Source organism: Fictibacillus sp. KU28468 (genome assembly GCF_026153615.1).
GTDB lineage: Bacteria > Bacillota > Bacilli > Bacillales > Fictibacillaceae > Fictibacillus_C > Fictibacillus_C marinisediminis.
The window spans coordinates 2,032,989-2,052,257 of sequence record NZ_CP110666.1 but is presented as its reverse complement, the minus strand read 5'-3'; the positions used below and the strand labels follow the sequence as shown (position 1 = coordinate 2,052,257).

The window sequence follows — 19,269 nt, the reverse complement described above, 5'->3', positions numbered from 1 at the left end:
CTCATTTATTTTCCCCTTTATGAAAAATTTGTTTACATGAAGCCATCATGCGTTCCAAGTAATCCTCAAGCTGTTCGCTGTTTTCTTCATGCAATTTGCTGTCTATGTTTATTAAAATTTCATTATGGTAGCTGCCTCTTGGCAACCCATAGATATATGAAACCTTTTGAGAGACTTCACCGTAAGGCTTCCATATCCTTCTTAAGGTTTCACCGAGCTCTGAACACTCTGCTTCAATATCCTGCACCGTTAAATAATAGGTCACAGAAAACCGGCATCCAGTATTCGCTGTCTCTTTTTCCATTATTTCATCTGCAAGGTCTTCTAAACCTGCTGCAAGTTCAATTTTTACCTTTACTCCCTGTCCTGTTTTTTCTGTTATAAATACTTCTAAATTGTATTTTCTGCTGAGAGATGCAAGATCGACCAGATCACGGCGGTTCGTAACCTTTAAGCTCCCGTCAAAATCAAGGTCATAGACCATCCCTTCCAGTATAATTTTTAAATTTTCATAGATCGTGGGATCAATCATGTAAGTACCTTCTTTGTTTTATAGTCTTAAAATACGGTACGTGAAATTATATTTGGCTCTGGATGAATACATTCATTTTACCTTCATACATCTCCGTACGCTACTCTTTCTCTTTTTTGAAACAGACAAAATAAAAAAGACGGCTTAGTTTTCCGTCTTTTACGAATGCAGCCGATCCAGCATGGTACTCAGGACGTAATCGATGGATTTGACCATCTCGGTGAACCGTTTCTCCCTCGTATCCGGCTGAAATGCAAATACCGCAATAAACTGTAAGTTATCAAACGTGTCATTAATCTGGTTAACGTGAATATATTTGGGCTGGTTAGCCGCTACCCATGGCAAGGAAAGGTTCTTCCACTCTTCCGCCATCGTGCGGATCCGGTCGGTAAAGGGCTTGACCTCTCCATAAAAGTCTACTTCATAGCCTTCTTTTTTTGTTTTTTCGATATATTGATCAAAAGCTTCCCGATTGGCATCTAAAAGCTCTCTCGTTAATTGATTTAAGCGATCCATAATTCACCCCTGACTCTTCTATCCTACCAAAATAAAGAATAGAATGCACGAGGTTCATTAAAGTTAAAGGGTAAAAAGACTGACGAGCCAATTCCTCCGGGGTTTTTTATATCCAGCGGTCTCTTCTGTGCCCTGCGGCATCTTCAGCAGCTTCACTTCGATATCTTCAATCTTCTCTTCAATTTTGATCAGACGCTTCATCATGTCATCCATCTCTGTAGCATGCTGAAGAACTTGATAGGACAATACGTCGTCTGCCTTTTCTTCGATCTTTTTTTCCAGCTTTTCGATCTGTGCCATCAGACTCTCGAACCGTTCATCAAACCTCTCGGCCTTCACCGGAACCACTGGAGATTTCACCTGAGCTGCGATCTGGATATCGTTCATGAGAAGCCCGGCGTCCAGCTGTTTTTTTATCTCACGCAAATCTTCTATGTCTTGCTCAGAGAACAGATAATGACCATGGTCATTTTTTTGGCAAGTAAGATTGAAATGTTTGACCCAGCGCTGAATGGTAGTGGGGTTGACACCAAGTTCTTCCGAAACCGTTTTTGTTTTAAACACCATTTCCATTTCTAATTCCCTCCCCGTTTTCTTATATGGTAGTAATTCCGTACCTTTTTTTGATTCCCTTCATAGGTGACAAAACTAGAAGCGATTCGGCAAAGAAAGTGATATTCCTTAAAAATATCCTCCTTTCGACACTGTTCACTCCGTATGAAACAGGTCCTCCTGCCTAACACTACAATCAGGAGGTGAACGATTATGGAAAAACACGAAAACAGCCTGGAGCAGGAGCAGGAAAAAATGACAAACGCACCTGAACAGGAAAAAGAAACAGGACACGGCGACAAAAAGCTGGAAGGCCCCAACTATCCGGCTACATAATACGAAATGCTGAAGCGCCTGGTCAGAGACGAAAGTTGGTGGAACTTTTACAAATCAGCACGCTCTTTGTGCTGAGATGTAAAAGTGAAGCAGCCGAGTCTCTAGGCGCTGAAGCTGGATCAAGAAATGCTGAAACGGCTGTTCAGACCCCGCAAGCCCTGGAGTTCTTGAGCATAAAACGCTTTTTGTTTTCTGCAAAAGAGCGAAGCGACTCAAGGGTCTGGCCGTTGAAGCAGGATCAAGAAAGGCTGAAGCCCCTGGTCAGAGACGAAAGTTGGTGGAACTTTTACAAATCAGCACGCTCTTAGTGTTGAGATGTAAAAGTGAAGCGGCCGAGTCTCTAGGCGCTGAAGCTGGATCAAGAAAGGGTGACGCGTCCATTGAAGCTGGATTAAAAGGATGAACCACTCGTTCAGACTTTAGGCTATCAATCCATTCTTAATAAAAGCAAAAAAGGTGATCCTGCCCGCTTTAACAGCGGAAGCCAGATCACCTTTTTTTATTTCAAATTCCTATCTTTAAACAGGAGTTCTTCCAACAGGATCCCGATCTGCAGCTCCAGCTCTTTTTTGTGGTACCACTCCGTCAGGTTGATTTGCCGAGGAATAGAAAAGTCTCGATAATAGGTATCCATGTTCTTTACTCGTTTACTCCAGTCCGGCAGGGACGGCCGGCCGTGATCAACGAGCGGATAGATCAGCCGGAGCAGCTGCGGCAGCCTTTCGCGGTTCGGATAGACGTACTGTTCATAATCGTGGCGTGAGCCTGTATGGGGAGTCATCTGTGCAAAATCAAAAAACAATGTCTGGTAGGGAGATTGAAACAGCAGCCATGCAAGCCTTCTTCCGAGCAGAATGCGATTTTTAATCGTACGGAAACCGTGTACAGAAAAGCCGAACACATCTCCCTCTAATGTCGGTAACAAAACTGTACTGAAATGGAGCCAATTCTGGAGCCGATACGGCATGGAAAGAAAAACTCTCCGGCGATAAACAGGATGATCGATGACCGGGCGCTGGATCAGATGCTGTTCATTGATGATCAACGATGTCCATAGCCTCTCTTCGTCTCCCACAGACCAAAACTGAAGCCACTCTCTCTGCATATACTTAGAAACATTGAGCATCGGAAGCAGTGAGAACAACGGACGGCCGGCCTCTTTGCTTTTTTCATAAAGAAGGAGCTGCGGATAGGCATCCGAGAAAATCAGCCAGTTCGCCCGCTCATACGTAAAAAAAAGCAGATGGCGGTATTTTTGGGGAATGGATCTCCTCATCCATTCCCCCTCAAGGTCACACATGTTGTAACCAGCATTTCTTGATACGATGGAAGCCAGAAAAGACCATTTGATCTCTGGGTGTTTTTCATAAAACTGCTGATAAAATACGGTACGTGAAATATTATCTCTGTTCCCTTTTTCTGTTTTTAGCTGAATCTCTCGGCTCAGCTCTGATTCGATCCATTTTTGTTCCTGGCTCAACTTTTCCCCTCCTTTTATCCTTATCGTTCTACAGCGCTGCCTAAAATATTTGTAAGCTCTATAGAAAAACGGTAAAATAAGAAGATAAACATTAAGGTTTGGAGGCATGAACATGGAGCAAAAGGTGATCATCTATACACAGGAAACCTGCCCGCCATGCTTTGCAGAGAAAGAATGGCTAAAATCAAATAACATTTCATTCGAGGAAAGAGATATCCGGAAGAATCCCCAATATATGAATGAAGTCATCGGTTTTGGAGCAAGTGCGACTCCTGTTACCGTGATTATAAAGGACGGTTCCCAGGAAGTTGTGATGGGCTTCAAGCAGGAGGAACTGCAGTCCATTCTTGCGATCGATTAAACAAATACGGCCTATCTCTAAAAAGCTATGCCAGCACTTGCCGCTCGCATAGTTTTTCTTATGTATTCATTATAAGGATGTGAAATGATGGCACCCATCAATTATCCGAATGGAAAAAAGCAGGAGCCTACCCTGCCGCATGGCGCTTCTAAAGCCGAAAGCACCATTTCCTACGGCAACAGAGGCATGACCCTGGAAGAAGACTTGAATAAAAGCAATGAGTATTATCTGGAAACCGGCAGAGCCGTCATCCATAAAAAACCGACCCCTGTTCAGATTGTCAATGTTGAATATCCAAAACGTTCGGCAGCGGTCATAAAAGAAGCTTATTTTAAACTCGCTTCCACTACAGATTACAACGGCGTATACCGGGGAAAGTATATTGATTTTGAAGCGAAGGAATCGAAAAACAAGACCTCCTTCCCGCTCCGTAACTTCCATGAACATCAAATTCATCACATGGAAGCGATCACGGCGCACGGCGGCATTGCATTCGTCATCCTGCGCTTCTCTACACTGAACGAAATCTATCTGCTTGAGGCTTCACACTTAATCTCATTCTGGAACGATCAAAAGAACGGAAGGAAATCGATACCGAAAACTGACATAGAAACCCTCGGATTCCTTGTTTCCCCAGGCTTTATCCCCAGAATTGACTATTTAAAAATTATTGATAAAATATACTTCAATCACTAGCGGACAAGTCAAGTTCATAAATTATAAGCTATTGACGAATAATCATAATGTATAATGCAGTAAGTGAAAGGTTGGTACAAATACATGTCTAATGAATACCGCAGCAGGCAGGAACGCAGACAGGTTTCCGGCGGAGGCAAAAATCCGCCCAAGAAGAAAAAGAGGTTCCCGCTCTTTAAAGCTATCATCTCGTTCTTGATCATCATGTTTCTCATTGGAACAGCAACTGTCGGGGTCATCATGGCGAAATCCCCAAAACTCGACCCTGAAAAACTGAAGACCCCTTTATCTTCCCAGATCTACGATAAAGACGGAAAGAAAGTCAGCTCCCTCTTTTCTGAAGAGAATCGGGTAAAAGCAGGAATCGCAGATATTCCGCCTAATGTAAGAGATGCATTCGTATCCGTTGAGGATGTGCGCTTCTATAAGCATCCGGGTGTCGACGTGCGCCGGATTTTCGGAGCAGCACTCGCCAACCTGACAGGCGGTTTTGGTTCTGAAGGGGGAAGCACAATCACCCAGCAGGTCGTAAAAAACACGATCCTCACCAATCAAAAATCGCTGACGCGTAAAATTCAGGAAGCGTACCTGGCGATCAAACTCGAACAGAAGTACTCAAAGGAGCAGATCCTGGAGATGTACTTGAATAAGATTTATTTCGGCCATGGTGCCTATGGCATCGGAACAGCTGCTAAAACCTATTTTGATGCGGACAAACTTGATCAGCTTAAGCTTCATCAAGTGGCCCTGCTCGCCGGACTTCCAAAAGCCCCGAGCAACTATGACCCGCTCACGCATCCAAAAGAAGCGGAACAGCGCCGAAACGTTGTATTAGGACAGATGCAAAAGTATGGTTTCATCACAAAGGCCGAAGCGGATAAAGCAAAAGCCACTCCGGTAACAGACGGCCTGCGTAAAGGAAAGCTGCAGGAAACACGGGTTCACGAAGCTTACCTGCAGCAAGTCATCAAAGACCTTCATAAAATTAAAGGCATGGAAAATGTCGATGTCTTTGCCGATGGTCTGAAAATCTACACGAACATGGATACAAAAGCTCAGGAAACAACGGAGGATGTGCTTCAGAACGCCTCATTCCTGCGTAATGAGAATAAAAAGCTTCAATCCGGTATCGCGATTGTTGATACGAAAACCGGTGGAATCCGGGCGATCGGCAGCGGACGCGATGAGAACCTAATGAGCGCCTACTATGCTTCTGGAAATCCAAGGCAGCCGGGGTCTACGATCAAACCGATCCTTGACTACGGCCCTGCGATCGACAACATGAAGTGGGATACCGGGCACATTCTGAAAGATACACCGGTTACAATCAATGGCGCGACCATCAATAACTTTAATAATGAACAATTTGGAGAAGTAACGATGCGCAAGGCTCTAGAAAAATCGGAGAATACACCTGCCGTCCGAACATTCCAAGAAGTCGGCGAAAGCAAAGCAGTCGATTTCGCCAATAAACTTGGTATCAAGATTGACTCTGCACCTCCAGCTTATGCGATCGGCGGATTCCAAAAAGGGATCACCCCACTTAACCTTGCGGGTGCCTACGCCGCTTTCGGAAATGAAGGCGTCTATACCGAACCGACAACGATCCGGAAGATTGAGTTCCCGAACGGACAGGTTGTAAAACCAGAGACAAAACCAGTCGCTGCGATGAAGGATTATACTGCTTATATGATCACCGATATGCTGAAAGGCGTCATGAGAAGCGGTACAGGAACTATGGCGAACGTCCCAGGCCTTAATATCGCCGGTAAAACGGGAACGACCAACCTTCCTAAGGAAATCCGAGAACAGTACGGCATCCCTAAGAGCGCAACGAACGATGCGTGGATGGCAGGATATACAACCTCCTATTCCGCTGCTGTTTGGACCGGATACAACAAATACAAAGATGAAGACGGCGTTCACTATCTCGATACGAACCAAAAAAACTATTCCAAGTTAATCTTTAAAGAAGTGATGAGCCGCTTAAATCACAGCAACACTGACTTCAAGAAACCGAACTCTGTAGTAGATGTAACACTTGAAAAAGGAACACATAAAAAAGCAAGCGAATTTACACCTGATGATCAGAAAACAACCGAATTGTTTGTTCGCGGAACGGAACCAAGCGAAGTTTCTAACAAGTATGAGAAACCAGCTTCGATTGAAGGCCTGACCGCCAAGTACGATGATAAGAGCAAGTCCATTGATGTGAAATGGAATTACAAAGGCGGCAAGGGCAAAACGGTCTATAAGGTAGCAGCGAGCGTTGACGGCGCAGCTGCTGCTGAACAGACGATCAGCGACAAGAAATTCACCGTGCCAAACGCAGAACCTGGCAAGACGTATACCTTCCAGATCGCAGCGGTTGAAACAGATACTGGGAAAGAGAGCGACCCTGCTCAAACATCCGTAACCGTACCAGGTGAACAGCAACCGCCTGCAGAAGGACAAACGCCTGATCAGGGGAATAACCCTGGACAAGGAAACAACCCCGATCAAGGGAAAAAACCTGGACAAGGAAACAACCCCGATCAAGGGAAAAAACCTGGACAAGGGCAGGAAGGCAGCAACCCAGGAACACATCCTGGAGACAACACCAATCCTGGACAGGGAAATAACGGCAGCAACAACGGCCAGCCTGATCAGGGCGGCGGCCAGCAAGGAGGCGGAACGGAGCCTCAGAATCCGCCAGGACAAGGACAGCAGGATCAGCAACAACGAAAACAAGAAAAGAAACAGCAGCAAGAACAAGGCGGTTTCCCTTCCCTCCCAGACTTAAATCAATAAATTAAAATAAAACAGGCCATCGCCGTATGCGGCGATGGCCTGTTTTATTATTGAAACCGGATCGTATAGCCGTCCTGAAGGTAGTTCCATAATCCCGGATAATCAAAAGCAAGGTTCCAGAAACTTGCTCCTCCCAGCCGATATTCATCAATCAGATCAAACTTTGCTTTCATGCTGCGGTAATCTTCAAACCAAACCTTATGCTGTTTCTTCTCTTTATCCCAGTATTCATAATATGGAGCCTGAACGTCTTCTGCGTATCGAACAGCGGTTTTCCTTTTTCCTGCGAGCTGCAGCGCCTGAACCGGGCTGAGGGCTTTAGCTTGCGGCCCGCCTTGGACGTAGGGAAGTGTCCAATCGTAGCCGTACAGGTTGATCCCCATCAAAATCTTGCTTCTTGGTATCGCTGTTACAGCATAATCCAGCACCTTTTTTACTTCGTTGATCGGGCTGACCGGGAGCGGAGGGCCTCCGCTGTATCCCCATTCATAGGTCATCAGGATCACATAATCAACAGTCTGTCCATGTGCTTTATAATCGTGTCCTTCATACCAGACGCCTTTTTGTTTTTCTTTAATCTTCGGAGCGAGCGCCGATGTGGCAACATAGCCCTCTTTGTGCATTCGGTCGGTAATATTCCGCAGAAACCGGTTATACCGTTCTTTGTTTTGCCGCCCAATATATTCAAAGTCTACGTTTACCCCTGTGTACCCTTTTTCTTTCATGATCTTTACAGTGTTCTCAATGACTTTATTGCTGATCTCAGGACTTTTCAGAATAGTCGTCGCTAGTTCCTGGCTAAACGCGCCGTCTTTGATCGTCGTGATCGAGATAAGCGGCCTGACGTTCTCATTTTTTATCTCACGCAAAAAAGAGCTGTCGTCAAGCGGCTTTAAATCACCCTTTTCGTTCACTTCATAGCTGAACAGCGTTATATAGCTTAGTGCTTTTGCTGCTTTTTTAAAATTTTCCCTTGATTTTTCAGATGGTTCTGCAAATGCATTTATCGTCAGCGTCCTCTTCCTCTTTTGCGGGACATTCAGCGTCTGTCCTTCCTTCAATGGCTTGTCATCAGCCTCGGGGTTGGCCTGCTTCAGCTCAAATACTGTGACTCCAAGCTTAGAGGCTACCGTTTCAAACGTATCCCCTTTTTTAGCTTTATAAATGAATGGCGCGGGTATGAGCAGCGTCTGCCCGACAGTCAGGACATCCTGAGCACCAAGAGCATTTACGGAAGCGATCTCTTGCCAGGGCAGGTTATAAAACTGAGAGATTTTATAAAGCGAGTCTCCCTTTTGAACCACATAAATCTGCATAGCTCCCCCTCCTACACGTTCTCATGAATTAGTCTATGTAGGGAGAATTTGTCCATATTCCGGTCAGCCATTGTGTTTGATGGCAGCCGCCTTTTTCTGAAGCTCCTGAAACAGCTCGTTCAGCTGGATATAAGAATGATAATGATCCGGCTCTGAACAGATCATCTCGAGGCGTTCTATGACATTCACTGGCTTGATATCCAAAGGTTGAATCTCTTCTTTCCATCCTAACAGGTTGCCGGCAGGCTGGCCGTTGCACCACATCAAAGCCTGCAGAAAACAGCCCAGCTGGAAAATCATCGGATTCCTCGCTTCTTTTCTGTTTCTCTCGGAAAAGAAGGATCGGATAACTGAGCTTGCCGCTTTCCAATTAACAAACTTTGCTTCTATTCCTTGTTTTTGTTGAGTATGCGGAGAAGGCCCCATACCGTTATAAAAGAGGAGTTCTTCCAGAAAAGGGACGTAAGCATCCCTTTCTTCCAGCTGCTCTTCATTGCCGAAAAAAAGGGGATGTCTCATGGATTCAGGAATGTTAAGCATTGGAGCGCGGCGAGTCTTTCTTTAACTTTACTTTCATACGTTTTTGGCCTTCGCGGCATAGTTCCAGGAGTGGACATTCGGGGCACTTCGGGTTTTGCGCTTTGCAATGATACCGTCCAAAAAAGATCAGCCTGTGATGGGTGACACACCAGTCTTCTTTTGGAACTTTTTTCATCAGCGTCTCTTCCACCTGCAGGACGGAATCCTTCCATTTACAGATGGCAAGCCGCTTGCTGACCCGCTCAACATGGGTATCGACAGCTATGGCCGGCAAACCGAATGCGACTGATACTACGACGTTCGCTGTCTTTCGCCCAACGCCTGGAAGCTTCGTGAGTTCATCCCTTTCTTCCGGCACTCTTCCGCCGTATTCGTCCAGAAGAAGCTCGCACAGCTTTTGAATATTTTTAGCTTTATTGCGGTAAAGTCCGATGGAGCGAATATCATCCTGCAGTTCTTCCAAAGGAACCTGCAGGTAATCTGCGGGTGTTTTATATTTTGCGAACAGGCCCGGTGTAACTTTGTTCACCAGGGCATCGGTACATTGTGCAGACAGGAGTACGGCGATGGTCAGTTCAAATGGATTGCTGTGGTTCAGCTCGCAATGTGCATCCGGGAACATCTTGCCGATCGTGTCTAGGCAATAGGCGATCTGTGATTTATTAAGCATCGTAACCTCCAGAATTCTTGTAGAGCAGACATAGAAAAATAGACGAGGGTCACTCGTCTACGATTGCTCAAGCCAGTTATAAACAGGAACCGAGAACTGATTGTGGCTCTCAGATTGCTCTGCCGCCCGCGATGTTCCGCGGGTTTGCCGCGCTCTGAACTTCTCCCCGTACGTTCTGGCCTGTTCGGGTGTCTGTATATTATTTTTCTTCCATTCGAACAGAATGCGATCGATATACCGGAAGTTCAGCTTTCCGCTGATCACCGCTTCTTTTAGCGCTGAAATGATCAAAGCAGGCGAGTGCCTGTCCTGGTCGATCCATATTTTTAACGTTTCGCATTCCATCGGCGATAGCGGCCTTCCGAATTCACGTTCAAAGATGGAGTAGACGTTTTCTTCATCTTTTTCTTTTTCCTGCTGATCCTGCTCCGCTTCTTGGCTTGAAAGCAAGGAGAGCAGCTTTTCCCAAAGCGGGTTCAAAGAATAGGCTTCATAGTACATGCCTTTTTCACCGTCTTCGAAATGGTCGATCTCCAGAAGCCCCTGCTGGATAAAACTTCTGAGCAGCGCCATGCATCTTGCAGCTGAGATGCTCATCCGTCCAGACAGTTCTTCCGGTGTCGGAAACGGGTTTCCGGATTCTATAAATGTGTGGACATGAAGAATCAGCATGCATTCTTCATCCTGCAGCCCGATGGCCCGGTAATGTTTAAACAATACATGGGGTATAGAAACCGTGCCTTCAGACAGCCATTTAAGAAACAAAGCCTTTTCCATCATAACACCCCTCCTTCATCAGTATACCACGATCAACCCAGCTTCCTGCAATCATGATGAAATCGTGATAGACGAAATGAAGCAAATGGGCATCACTTAGATGGCTTAACGGTGAAAAACCTCCGAAAAAGGAGGTTTTCCATCATCATGGATATAAACGGTTTAACAGTCTTGGGAATGGGATGGTCTCACGTACGTGTTCTGCACCTGTGATCCAAGCAACCGTACGCTCAAGCCCCAGGCCAAAACCTGAATGCGGAACGCTGCCGTACTGGCGCAGCTCGAGATACCATCTGTAGGCATCGTCTGTCAGTCCGTGTTCTTCATAGCGAGCTTTCATGAGCTCCAGGTCATCGATACGCTGGCTTCCGCCGATGATCTCTCCGTATCCTTCCGGAGCGATCAGATCCGCACAGAGAACAACGTCATCACGTTCTGGATGGGGCTTCATGTAGAATGCTTTAATCTCTTTTGGATAGTTCGTGATAAAGACAGGCTTGTCAAAGCTCTCAGCGATGGCTGTCTCATGAGGGGCACCAAAATCGTCTCCCCAATCAATGTCATTGAACCCCTTGTCTTTAAGCAGTGTAATCGCATCATCGTAGGATATGCGAGGGAATGGAGCTTTCACGTTTTCAAGTTTGGAAAGATCGCGGCCAAGTATTGTCAGTTCAAGCTTGCAGCGCTCAAGGACTGATTGAACCACATGGCTGACAAACTGCTCTTGAATCTCGAGAGATTCTTCATGCTCAACAAACGCCATCTCAGGTTCGATCATCCAGAATTCGATCAGGTGGCGGCGAGTTTTTGATTTTTCAGCACGGAACGTCGGGCCAAAGGAGAATACCTTCCCGAGTGCCATTGCTGCAGCTTCCATATAGAGCTGCCCGCTCTGAGAAAGGTAGGCATCCTCATCAAAATATTTTGTATGAAACAGTGTGGTCGTTCCTTCTGCCGAGCTTCCAGTAAGAATCGGCGGATCCACTTTGATGAACTCATTCTTATGGAAGAATTCATACATGGAATGGATGATTTCGTTTCTTACTTTCATAATCGCGTGCTGGCGTTTGGAACGAAGCCATAGGTGTCGATGGTCCATCAAGAACTCTGTTCCATGTTCTTTCGGTGTGATCGGATAATCGACCGCTTCATGGATCACTTTCACATCTGTAACCACCAGCTCAACACCCGTCTGGGAACGGTCGTCCTGCTGAACTTTTCCAGTTACATAAAGGCTTGTTTCCTGAGTAAGGCTCTTTGCAGTCATCCAGATATCTTCAGCGACTTCAGCTTTAACGACGACTCCCTGGATAAAGCCTGTCCCGTCGCGCAGCTGCAAGAACGCAATCTTACCGCTGGAACGCTTATTGCTCAGCCAAGCACCTATGGTAACGGTTTGATCGATATGGCTTTTTAATTGGGATATAGTAGTTTTCACGTGACACCCTCCAAAATATTCTATGTATAAGTGATTATCGTCTAATCACTTACAAAAATCAAATAAGCCTGTATAGATTATTTGCTGTTTTTCTTCATGAAACGTTCAATGCGCTCCAGTGCCTCTTCAAATTTCTCTTGAGAAGTGGCATAGGAAAGCCTGACGTTATCCGGTGAGCCGAATCCTGATCCGGGCACGAGAGCAACCTTTTCTTCCTCAAGCAAGGCAGACACCCATTCGTCTACAGTTTCAAAGCCGGTCAGCTTGATCGCTTCTTTTACATTAGGAAACAAGTAAAAGGCACCCTTTGGTTTAACGCAGGTAAAACCGGGAATCCGGATCAATTTTTCATAGACGGTATCCAGCCTGGATTCAAAAGCTTTTCTCATCTCTTCAACCGGCTCCTGGGTTCCTTCATATGCTGCAATCGCCGCATATTGGGAGATGGTCGTCGGATTGGATGTGCTGTGGCTGTCCAGGTTCGTCATCGCTTTAATGATCGCACTGTTTCCAGCTGCATAGCCAATCCTCCAGCCTGTCATGGAATGAGACTTGGAGACGCCATTAATGATGATGGTCTGTCCCTTCAGTTCAGGTGAGAGCTGGGCAATGGAGGTATGCGATGCCCCGCCATAGATCAGTTTTTCATAGATCTCATCAGAAACGATCAGTATGTTATGCTTCAAGCAAACCTCTCCCAGCTGCTTCAGTTCGTCTTCTGAATAAAGAGATCCGGTTGGGTTGCTTGGAGAGTTGATGATGATCGCCTTTGTTTTATTGTTCACTGCCTGTTCGAGCTGTGAAGGAGTGATCTTAAAGGCGTTCTCTTCTTTGCCTTCTATATAGACCGGAACACCTCCGGCAAGTTTCACTTGTTCAGGATAGCTGACCCAATATGGAGTAGGAATGATCACCTCATCGCGGTCATTAAGCAGGACCTGAAAAAGCGTATACAATGATTGCTTTGCCCCTGTGCCTACAACAATTTCAGGCGGTGAATAGTCCAGGTTCTGATCTTCTTTAAACTTTTGCGAAATAGCATGTTTCAATGAAAGCAGGCCGCCGGAAGCCGTATATTTTGTATGGCCTTCCTTCATCGCGCGGTAAGCGGCTTCGATGATATGGTCCGGAGTGTTGAAATCGGGTTCTCCTGCTCCAAGACCGATCACATTGTGCCCTTCAGCCTTCAGTGCGTTAGCCTTTGCTGTTATTGCCAATGTAGTTGATGGTGTCAGTGCTTTAACTCGGTTTGCCAGTTCCATTTCTTTCATCCCTCGCTTTTAGATTTCTTGTTTCATACTATATTTTTTATATCGTTCACCGTTCTCAAAATAGCCGTAATAAAACGTATATCTTCCTTTTTCATCCAGATAGACAGCTTCCCACAGCACTTGATCATGCTCCATGCCAAGACGGAGATTGACCCATTTTTTCGGGTTCAAATTCCTGTCGACAAAGGCCTTCATCTGATTCTTGGTCAGTCCGTCGCTTTGTTTAACAAGCTTTGTTTTATTCTTTGGACCAACGAGAACATAGACTTTTCCGTTCTTTGCGGATGTCCCTTGTACTGTCTCATACGCCTGGTTTCCGTGATAATATTCCACACTGTCGATGCGGGACAATCCATACTGGTCCTTGGCGATTTCCTCCGCTTTGCTTTGGCCAGCTTCCTGGCCCGACAGGATTTGCCGATACATTGAGATTCCCTGCCAAAGAATGACACCTGCACAGGCAATCCCCAAAATAACCCACCATTTTTTCATTTTTGGCCGCCTCTATGTCTTATAGATGGTAAATATCATTATATTTTCGTCGTGGTCATCAAGTGCCAGGCCAAACATCACATCTTTTGTTTTCAGCGTTTTGTTCAGCTCAGTTACAACTTTATACAAGTCCGGCGATTTTTTTACTTTTACCGTGGAAAGAACTTCAATCTTGCTTTCCAAAGTACTACCTCCTTACAGCTGCCGTAATTACAGGCGAAAACGGGACTCACCAGGAAATCGGTGCTGTGCTGCCGTTCCCGCTTTATTCGTCTCGTTTCCTACTATATCAAACTTCAGCCAATTTGGGACAGGCTTCTGCTATCATTTTTCATGATTCGTTCAGCCAGCCTTCAAGATCGATCAAAAGATCGTGCATCAATCCTTTTTGCACTGGAACTGGAGGGAGAGACGTAATAAACAACTTGCCGTAGCGCGTTTCTGTGATCCTCCTGTCAAAAACAAACACGACACCGGTATCCCGCTGTGTACGGACAAGCCGGCCAAATCCTTGTTTAAAGCGGATGATCGCCTGAGGAAGAGAAAGCTCCATAAAGGGATTGCCGCCCTCGCTTTTCAGTTTCTCCGCTCTCGCCGCGGTTACCGGATTATCCGGTGGAGTAAAAGGAAGCCGAATGATTACGAGGCAGGAAAGATCATCTCCCGGGATATCGATCCCCTCCCAAAAACTGCTCGTGCCGAAAAGGATGGACTGTTCGAACTTCTTAAAGTTCTTTGTAAGGCGTGCACGGCTGCCGCTGTCAATTCCCTGTCCGAACAGAACAAAGTCATCTTGCGCGATGATTCCTTTAAAGACGTTGTACGTTTCCCGGAGCATATCGTTGGACGTAAACAAAACGAGCATCCGTCCTTTTGTGACTTTTGCGATATTGTGAAGCTGGCGGGCGATCACAGCGACGAATGTCTCCTGATCCACTTCATTGATCAGAGGGACATCTGTCGGCACCATAAATTTCACCTGCTGGTCATAAGAAAAAGGAGAAGGAAGATTCGCAGTCATCGGCCCGAAATCATCAAGTCCGAGTCTTGTCGTCATATAATGAAACGAATTCCTAACAGACAAAGTAGCTGAAGTCATGATGACACTATTTTTCTTGGCGAAGAATTCATCGGCCAGCAGCTCACTGATCACAATGGGTTTGCTGTATAGATAGACCGCGTTCTTTGCGCCCTTCGCTTCGACCTCAAACCAGAAAACCTCGTTATCATTGACTTCTTTTAGCAGATGGCGAAGCTTTTCTTTCTCTTCCTCAAGCTGGCTTCTCAATCCGTCGAAATCAGCCAGCAGACCTTTTTGCGCAAAGTTCAGATGTTCTTCCTTTTCATCTGCAAGCTTGTTCACTTTTTTTAGCGATTTCCCAAGGTCACCCAACCCGAAGAGCACACGCTCGACCATCTCAAGGATCGCCTGCCACATTGCGCTCTTTGTGTCCCGTCCGCCGTAACGGTAGCTCACACGGCCAAAGTCATTCATGCTGCTCTTCTTGGCTTCCAGCACGTAAGACCGGATGGAGCGGAACAACTCGTCTATCTCCATCTTTGCTTCAGGCAGCTCCTTCGCGATCTGTTCCAGCACGGGCTCAAGCCCTGGCAGTTCAACAGTCTCTATCAGCTGATAAAGCTTTTTCACCAGTCCGCTGTCATCGTCGTGTCCAATACGTTCAAGCAGTCTCGTAAATACGAAGTAATCGGTCTGAATGCCGAAATGGTCGCTGACCACTTCTTCTACATGATGAGCCTCATCAATGATGACTTCTTTGTAGGAGGGCAAGAGCTGCGCATCGGATTTAACATCGCTGAAGAGCAGCGCATGATTGGTGATCACAAGATCGGATGCCAGTGCGGCTCTTCTTTTTCTATGATAGAAACACCTGGAGTACCAGGGGCAGCGGTGGTTCAGGCACGAGGCAGAATCGCTTTTCACCTGATGCCAAAAAAGTTTGCCTCCTGATGCGAGGTTCAGTTCTTCAACATCTCCTTGATCTGTCTCCGTCAGCCAAACGAGCAATTGTGCTTTCGTAAGGTTCGTATCATAATTATCTTCTGAATGATCATCCAGCGACTGTTCAAACTTTCGTAAACAAAGATAATTGTTGCGTCCTTTTAGGACCGTAGCATGGAATGGAAAAGGCAGGATATTTTTCAAAATGGGAATGTCCCGTTCCAACAGCTGCTGCTGAAGCTGGATCGTATGTGTGCTCACTACGATCGGCCGGTCTTCCCGTTTTCCATAAAGGATCGAAGGGATCAGATAGCCCATTGACTTTCCTACTCCTGTTCCAGCCTCAATCATCGCATGCTGATGATCCTCCATCGCATCGTACACCATTTCCATCATCTTCTGCTGGCTCTCACGTACTTCATAATGTTCCATTTCCTGTGACAGATCTTCCAATAGTGCAGACGGATCCATCTTGATCTGCAGCGCATTCTCCTCTTTCTCGATTGGAGAAAAAGACTTCAATACTAACTGCCTGAAATAGTCCATTCCATGATCATCTTCTATCTTGGAAGATTTCAGGATGATCAGATCCCCTACGATCTCCTCCAGGCTGCTCTGCATCTTTATAAGAAACGGATCCATCCGCTGCAGTGTGAGTAGAGGAAGCCTGGACAGTTTATGCAGCAGTTCGATCAGCAGGTAAGCCGTCACTTCAGCATCGCTGTCCGCTTGATGGGGATTCTCATGAACAATGCCAAGATAATCTGCCAGCTGGCCGAGCTGATATCCATCAGCCTGCAGGAGCAGAATCCGCGAAAGTTCAACCGTATCCAGAAGGGGGCCGGTAAATCGCTGATATCCGCTGTTTTCAAACTCTTCCTGCAGAAAGTTCAGATCAAATAGGACGTTGTGGGCAACAAAGTAGGACCCTTCAAGCATCTGCAGAATAACGGGAGCCACCTCTTCAAACAGTGGAGCATCCGCGACCATTTCATCGTTGATGCCGGTCAGCTGTTCAATAAACGGCGGAATGGGTATCTCCGGGTTAACAAAGGAAGAAAACCTGTCAACAATTATGTTATTTTCAACAACAACGGCACCGATCTGAATGACACGGTCTCCGCGGGCAGGAGCGTTTCCTGTAGTTTCTACATCTATGACAACATAACGGTTGTTCATCCTTTTCACCTCGGGTCAAGCGGCTCGGTATTCAATAAATGAATCCAAGTCCTTTATGTAAATAGAAAAACCCCTTTAGCAAGGGGTTAAAGAATCGTTGAAGCCGGTTCATAACCTAGTATTTCAGTAATTGAGTTATTTTCATCCATGATCGCCACTCTCGGCTGGTGGAACGGAACTTCCTCTTCTGCCATCATGGCGTAGGAGATCACGATGATAACGTCTCCTTCCTGAACGAGCCGGGCAGCAGCACCGTTCAGGCACATCACACCTGTGCCGCGGGGCCCCGGGATGATATACGTCTCAAATCTGGCTCCGTTGTTGTTGTTGACGATCTGCACCTTCTCGTTGGGCACCATATCAACCGCATCCAGGATATCCTCATCTATCGTTATGCTTCCCACGTAATTTAAGTTAGATTCTGTTACGCGGGCGCGGTGTATTTTGCCTTTCATCATTGTTCTGAACATATGAATCACCTATGGTTCCTTCCATCAGGAATAATGGTTATATTATCAATCAGTCTCGCATTCTTAAACTGGACGGCGAGCGCGATGATCTTTTTCTGGTCTGCTGCTGAAGCTTCTTCAAGTTCCGGATAGGACAATATCTCAAAATAGTCCACTTTTCCGCTTGTATGCTCCTCTAAATACTCTATCATTTTTTCCTTGATGTGTATAACATTTTCCCCTTCCAAGAGAAGATCTGATGCCTCCTGGAGCGACCGGTATAAGACAGGCGCCTCCTGCCTTTCCTGAGGTGAAAGATAAACATTCCTCGAACTTTTTGCGAGCCCGTCTTCTTCTCGGACGGTCGGACAAGGGACGAGTCCGACCGGAAAGTTCAAGTCTGAGATCAACCCTTCCACGACTGCCACTTGCTGTGCATCCTTCATCCCGAAATAAACCCTGTCAGGTGAGATGATATGAAACAGCTTGGTCAAAACGGTGGCCACGCCGTCAAAATGGCCTTCCCTCGTTCTTCCGCAAAGAGCATCCACCCTCTTGTTTACCCTCATGGTGACTGAAGGCTCGGAAGGATACATCTCCTGTACCTCCGGATAAAACAAAGCGTCCACACCATAGTTCAGGGCCACCCGTTCGTCTCGTTCAAAATCCCTCGGATAACGGTCAAAATCTTCGTTTGGGCCAAACTGGAGCGGATTGACAAAAATACTCAGTACGGTAAGAGCATTCTCTTTTCCCGCGCGTTCCAAAAGTGAGGCGTGCCCCTCGTGGAGATAGCCCATCGTCGGTACGAACCCGATTGTCCTACCCCCGGTCTTTGCTTCGGCACTGAACGCCTTCATTTCGCTGATACTTGTGATGATTTTCACTTTATTTCCCTCCGTACAGCGCTTCTGCTTCTTCCGGCTTCATCGTAAATGAATGCTCTTCAGCAGGAAACGTTCCTTCTTTTACTTCAGCAATAAAGTCTGCGATCCCCTTTTGCATATCCTCCGCCGAATGGGCGAACATCTTCACAAATTTAGGAACATGATGAAAGCCATAGCCGACCAGATCATGATACACAAGCACCTGGCCGTCGGCAGAATTCCCGGCACCAATGCCGATAACAGGAATTTTCACGGACTCCGCAACGAGCTGTGTCAGCTGCTTCGGTACACATTCAAGCACAAGAGCGAAGGCTCCCGCCTCTTCGATCGCAAGGGCATCCTGGAGCAGCTGTTTTGCCTTTTTCGATTCTCTTCCCTGTACTTTATAACCGCCGAGCACGCCAGCTGTCTGAGGTGTAAGCCCGAGGTGGCCTACGATAGGAACGCCCGCATCCACCAAATATCCGATCGTTTCGATCACATTCTTTCCACCCTCAAGCTTGAGAGCGTGTGAGCCTGTTTCCTGCATGATCCTCATCGCGTTCTTCACCGTCTCCGTTCTGCCGGCATGGTAGCTCATAAAGGGCATATCAGTCACGATAAACGTGTTCGGTGCCCCTCGTTTTACAGCGCGGGCATGATGGATCATATCCTCTACGGTTACCGGTACTGTCGAATCGTACCCAAGGACAACCATTCCGAGCGAATCGCCGACGAGAATCATATCCACTTCCGCTCGTTGGGCCAGCTGGGCTGATGGAAAGTCGTAAGCAGTAATCATGGTGATCTTTTCTTTCTGGTGCTTCATAGCCAAAAAACTTTGCGTGGTCTTCATCCTTCTTCCTCCTTTTTTGGGAGGAACAGAGGAAAAACCCCTCAATTAAGCAGAGGGGTCCATTGCATCTCTAACATTTCCAATCCCTCTGTCCCGGTCCTTGATGGATCTAGGCAGATGTAAAGCTATCTGTCATACGTTCAAAGAAAGTGCAGTTCCCGCACTGCGGGATACCGCCTTTTCTACACT

General features: G+C 46.4%; 21 protein-coding genes. 5 read left to right on the top strand and 16 right to left on the bottom strand.

Annotation, left to right across the window (positions count from 1 at the left end):
- Nucleotide 1: 1 nt before the first annotated feature.
- From OKX00_RS10700 to OKX00_RS10690, 3 genes are all read right to left on the bottom strand, one after another.
- Nucleotides 2-532, bottom strand: coding sequence for a hypothetical protein (locus OKX00_RS10700; RefSeq protein WP_265410346.1), 531 nt, complete (start codon nucleotides 530-532; stop codon nucleotides 2-4).
- A gap of 159 nt (nucleotides 533-691) precedes the next feature.
- Entirely contained in the window at nucleotides 692-1,048 is a 357-nt protein-coding gene (locus OKX00_RS10695; RefSeq protein WP_053358095.1) for a YppE family protein, read from the bottom strand.
- Between the two features lie 63 nt (nucleotides 1,049-1,111).
- Entirely contained in the window at nucleotides 1,112-1,621 is a 510-nt protein-coding gene (locus OKX00_RS10690) for a MerR family transcriptional regulator (protein WP_265410345.1), read from the bottom strand.
- Between the two features lie 192 nt (nucleotides 1,622-1,813).
- Between OKX00_RS10690 and OKX00_RS10685 the strand changes: the two genes are divergently transcribed.
- The gene (locus OKX00_RS10685) at nucleotides 1,814-1,936 is read left to right on the top strand and encodes a hypothetical protein (protein ID WP_255357569.1); all 123 of its coding nucleotides are present in this window, start codon (nucleotides 1,814-1,816) and stop codon (nucleotides 1,934-1,936) included.
- A 38-nt stretch (nucleotides 1,937-1,974) separates the two neighbouring features.
- On the top strand, nucleotides 1,975-2,244 hold the full coding sequence (locus OKX00_RS10680) for a hypothetical protein (RefSeq protein WP_265410344.1): 270 nt from the start codon (nucleotides 1,975-1,977) through the stop codon (nucleotides 2,242-2,244).
- Nucleotides 2,245-2,435: 191 nt separating this feature from the next.
- On the opposite strand, the gene OKX00_RS10675 is transcribed toward OKX00_RS10680, so the two are convergent.
- The gene (locus OKX00_RS10675; RefSeq protein ID WP_265410343.1) at nucleotides 2,436-3,416 is read right to left on the bottom strand and encodes a DUF2515 family protein; all 981 of its coding nucleotides are present in this window, start codon (nucleotides 3,414-3,416) and stop codon (nucleotides 2,436-2,438) included.
- 112 nt (nucleotides 3,417-3,528) lie between these two features.
- Between OKX00_RS10675 and OKX00_RS10670 the strand changes: the two genes are divergently transcribed.
- From OKX00_RS10670 to OKX00_RS10660, 3 genes are all read left to right on the top strand, one after another.
- On the top strand, nucleotides 3,529-3,777 hold the full coding sequence (locus OKX00_RS10670) for a glutaredoxin family protein (RefSeq protein WP_062235455.1): 249 nt from the start codon (nucleotides 3,529-3,531) through the stop codon (nucleotides 3,775-3,777).
- An 87-nt stretch (nucleotides 3,778-3,864) separates the two neighbouring features.
- Complete coding sequence (gene recU, locus OKX00_RS10665; protein WP_265410518.1) at nucleotides 3,865-4,473, top strand: Holliday junction resolvase RecU; 609 nt, start codon at nucleotides 3,865-3,867, stop codon at nucleotides 4,471-4,473.
- 84 nt (nucleotides 4,474-4,557) lie between these two features.
- Nucleotides 4,558-7,263, top strand: a complete 2,706-nt coding sequence (locus OKX00_RS10660; protein ID WP_265410342.1) for a transglycosylase domain-containing protein — start codon at nucleotides 4,558-4,560, stop codon at nucleotides 7,261-7,263.
- Nucleotides 7,264-7,310: 47 nt separating this feature from the next.
- Here OKX00_RS10660 and OKX00_RS10655 read toward each other — a convergent pair whose 3' ends face one another.
- The 12 genes from OKX00_RS10655 to panB all read right to left on the bottom strand — a co-directional run bounded on the left by OKX00_RS10655 (nucleotide 7,311) and on the right by panB (nucleotide 19,080).
- Nucleotides 7,311-8,579 (bottom strand): glycosyl hydrolase family 18 protein, encoded by a 1,269-nt coding sequence (locus OKX00_RS10655; protein WP_265410341.1) that lies wholly within the window; start codon nucleotides 8,577-8,579, stop codon nucleotides 7,311-7,313.
- A gap of 63 nt (nucleotides 8,580-8,642) precedes the next feature.
- Nucleotides 8,643-9,119 carry a YpoC family protein gene (locus tag OKX00_RS10650; protein ID WP_091004937.1) on the bottom strand — a complete coding sequence of 159 codons (477 nt, stop codon included), beginning with the start codon at nucleotides 9,117-9,119 and terminating at the stop codon, nucleotides 8,643-8,645.
- Nucleotides 9,112-9,789, bottom strand: coding sequence for an endonuclease III (nth, locus tag OKX00_RS10645; RefSeq protein WP_062235439.1), 678 nt, complete (start codon nucleotides 9,787-9,789; stop codon nucleotides 9,112-9,114). The genes OKX00_RS10650 and nth overlap by 8 nt, the downstream gene beginning before the upstream one ends.
- A 57-nt stretch (nucleotides 9,790-9,846) precedes the next feature.
- Complete coding sequence (locus tag OKX00_RS10640; RefSeq protein ID WP_062237030.1) at nucleotides 9,847-10,566, bottom strand: DnaD domain-containing protein; 720 nt, start codon at nucleotides 10,564-10,566, stop codon at nucleotides 9,847-9,849.
- 145 nt (nucleotides 10,567-10,711) lie between these two features.
- A complete protein-coding gene (asnS, locus tag OKX00_RS10635) occupies nucleotides 10,712-12,004 on the bottom strand; it encodes an asparagine--tRNA ligase (RefSeq protein WP_265410340.1) in 1,293 nt (430 codons plus the stop codon).
- Nucleotides 12,005-12,081: 77 nt separating this feature from the next.
- On the bottom strand, nucleotides 12,082-13,266 hold the full coding sequence (locus tag OKX00_RS10630) for a pyridoxal phosphate-dependent aminotransferase (protein WP_265410339.1): 1,185 nt from the start codon (nucleotides 13,264-13,266) through the stop codon (nucleotides 12,082-12,084).
- Between the two features lie 18 nt (nucleotides 13,267-13,284).
- On the bottom strand, nucleotides 13,285-13,767 hold the full coding sequence (locus OKX00_RS10625) for a cell wall elongation regulator TseB-like domain-containing protein (protein WP_053358084.1): 483 nt from the start codon (nucleotides 13,765-13,767) through the stop codon (nucleotides 13,285-13,287).
- A gap of 12 nt (nucleotides 13,768-13,779) precedes the next feature.
- Nucleotides 13,780-13,950, bottom strand: coding sequence for a YpmA family protein (locus tag OKX00_RS10620; RefSeq protein ID WP_265410338.1), 171 nt, complete (start codon nucleotides 13,948-13,950; stop codon nucleotides 13,780-13,782).
- A 148-nt stretch (nucleotides 13,951-14,098) separates the two neighbouring features.
- Nucleotides 14,099-16,909, bottom strand: coding sequence for an ATP-dependent DNA helicase DinG (gene dinG, locus OKX00_RS10615; protein WP_265410337.1), 2,811 nt, complete (start codon nucleotides 16,907-16,909; stop codon nucleotides 14,099-14,101).
- Between the two features lie 86 nt (nucleotides 16,910-16,995).
- The gene (panD, locus tag OKX00_RS10610; RefSeq protein WP_062235427.1) at nucleotides 16,996-17,379 is read right to left on the bottom strand and encodes an aspartate 1-decarboxylase; all 384 of its coding nucleotides are present in this window, start codon (nucleotides 17,377-17,379) and stop codon (nucleotides 16,996-16,998) included.
- A 5-nt stretch (nucleotides 17,380-17,384) separates the two neighbouring features.
- Nucleotides 17,385-18,245, bottom strand: a complete 861-nt coding sequence (gene panC / locus OKX00_RS10605; RefSeq protein ID WP_265410336.1) for a pantoate--beta-alanine ligase — start codon at nucleotides 18,243-18,245, stop codon at nucleotides 17,385-17,387.
- Nucleotide 18,246: 1 nt separating this feature from the next.
- A complete protein-coding gene (gene panB / locus OKX00_RS10600) occupies nucleotides 18,247-19,080 on the bottom strand; it encodes a 3-methyl-2-oxobutanoate hydroxymethyltransferase (RefSeq protein WP_265410335.1) in 834 nt (277 codons plus the stop codon).
- Nucleotides 19,081-19,269 lie beyond the last annotated feature (189 nt).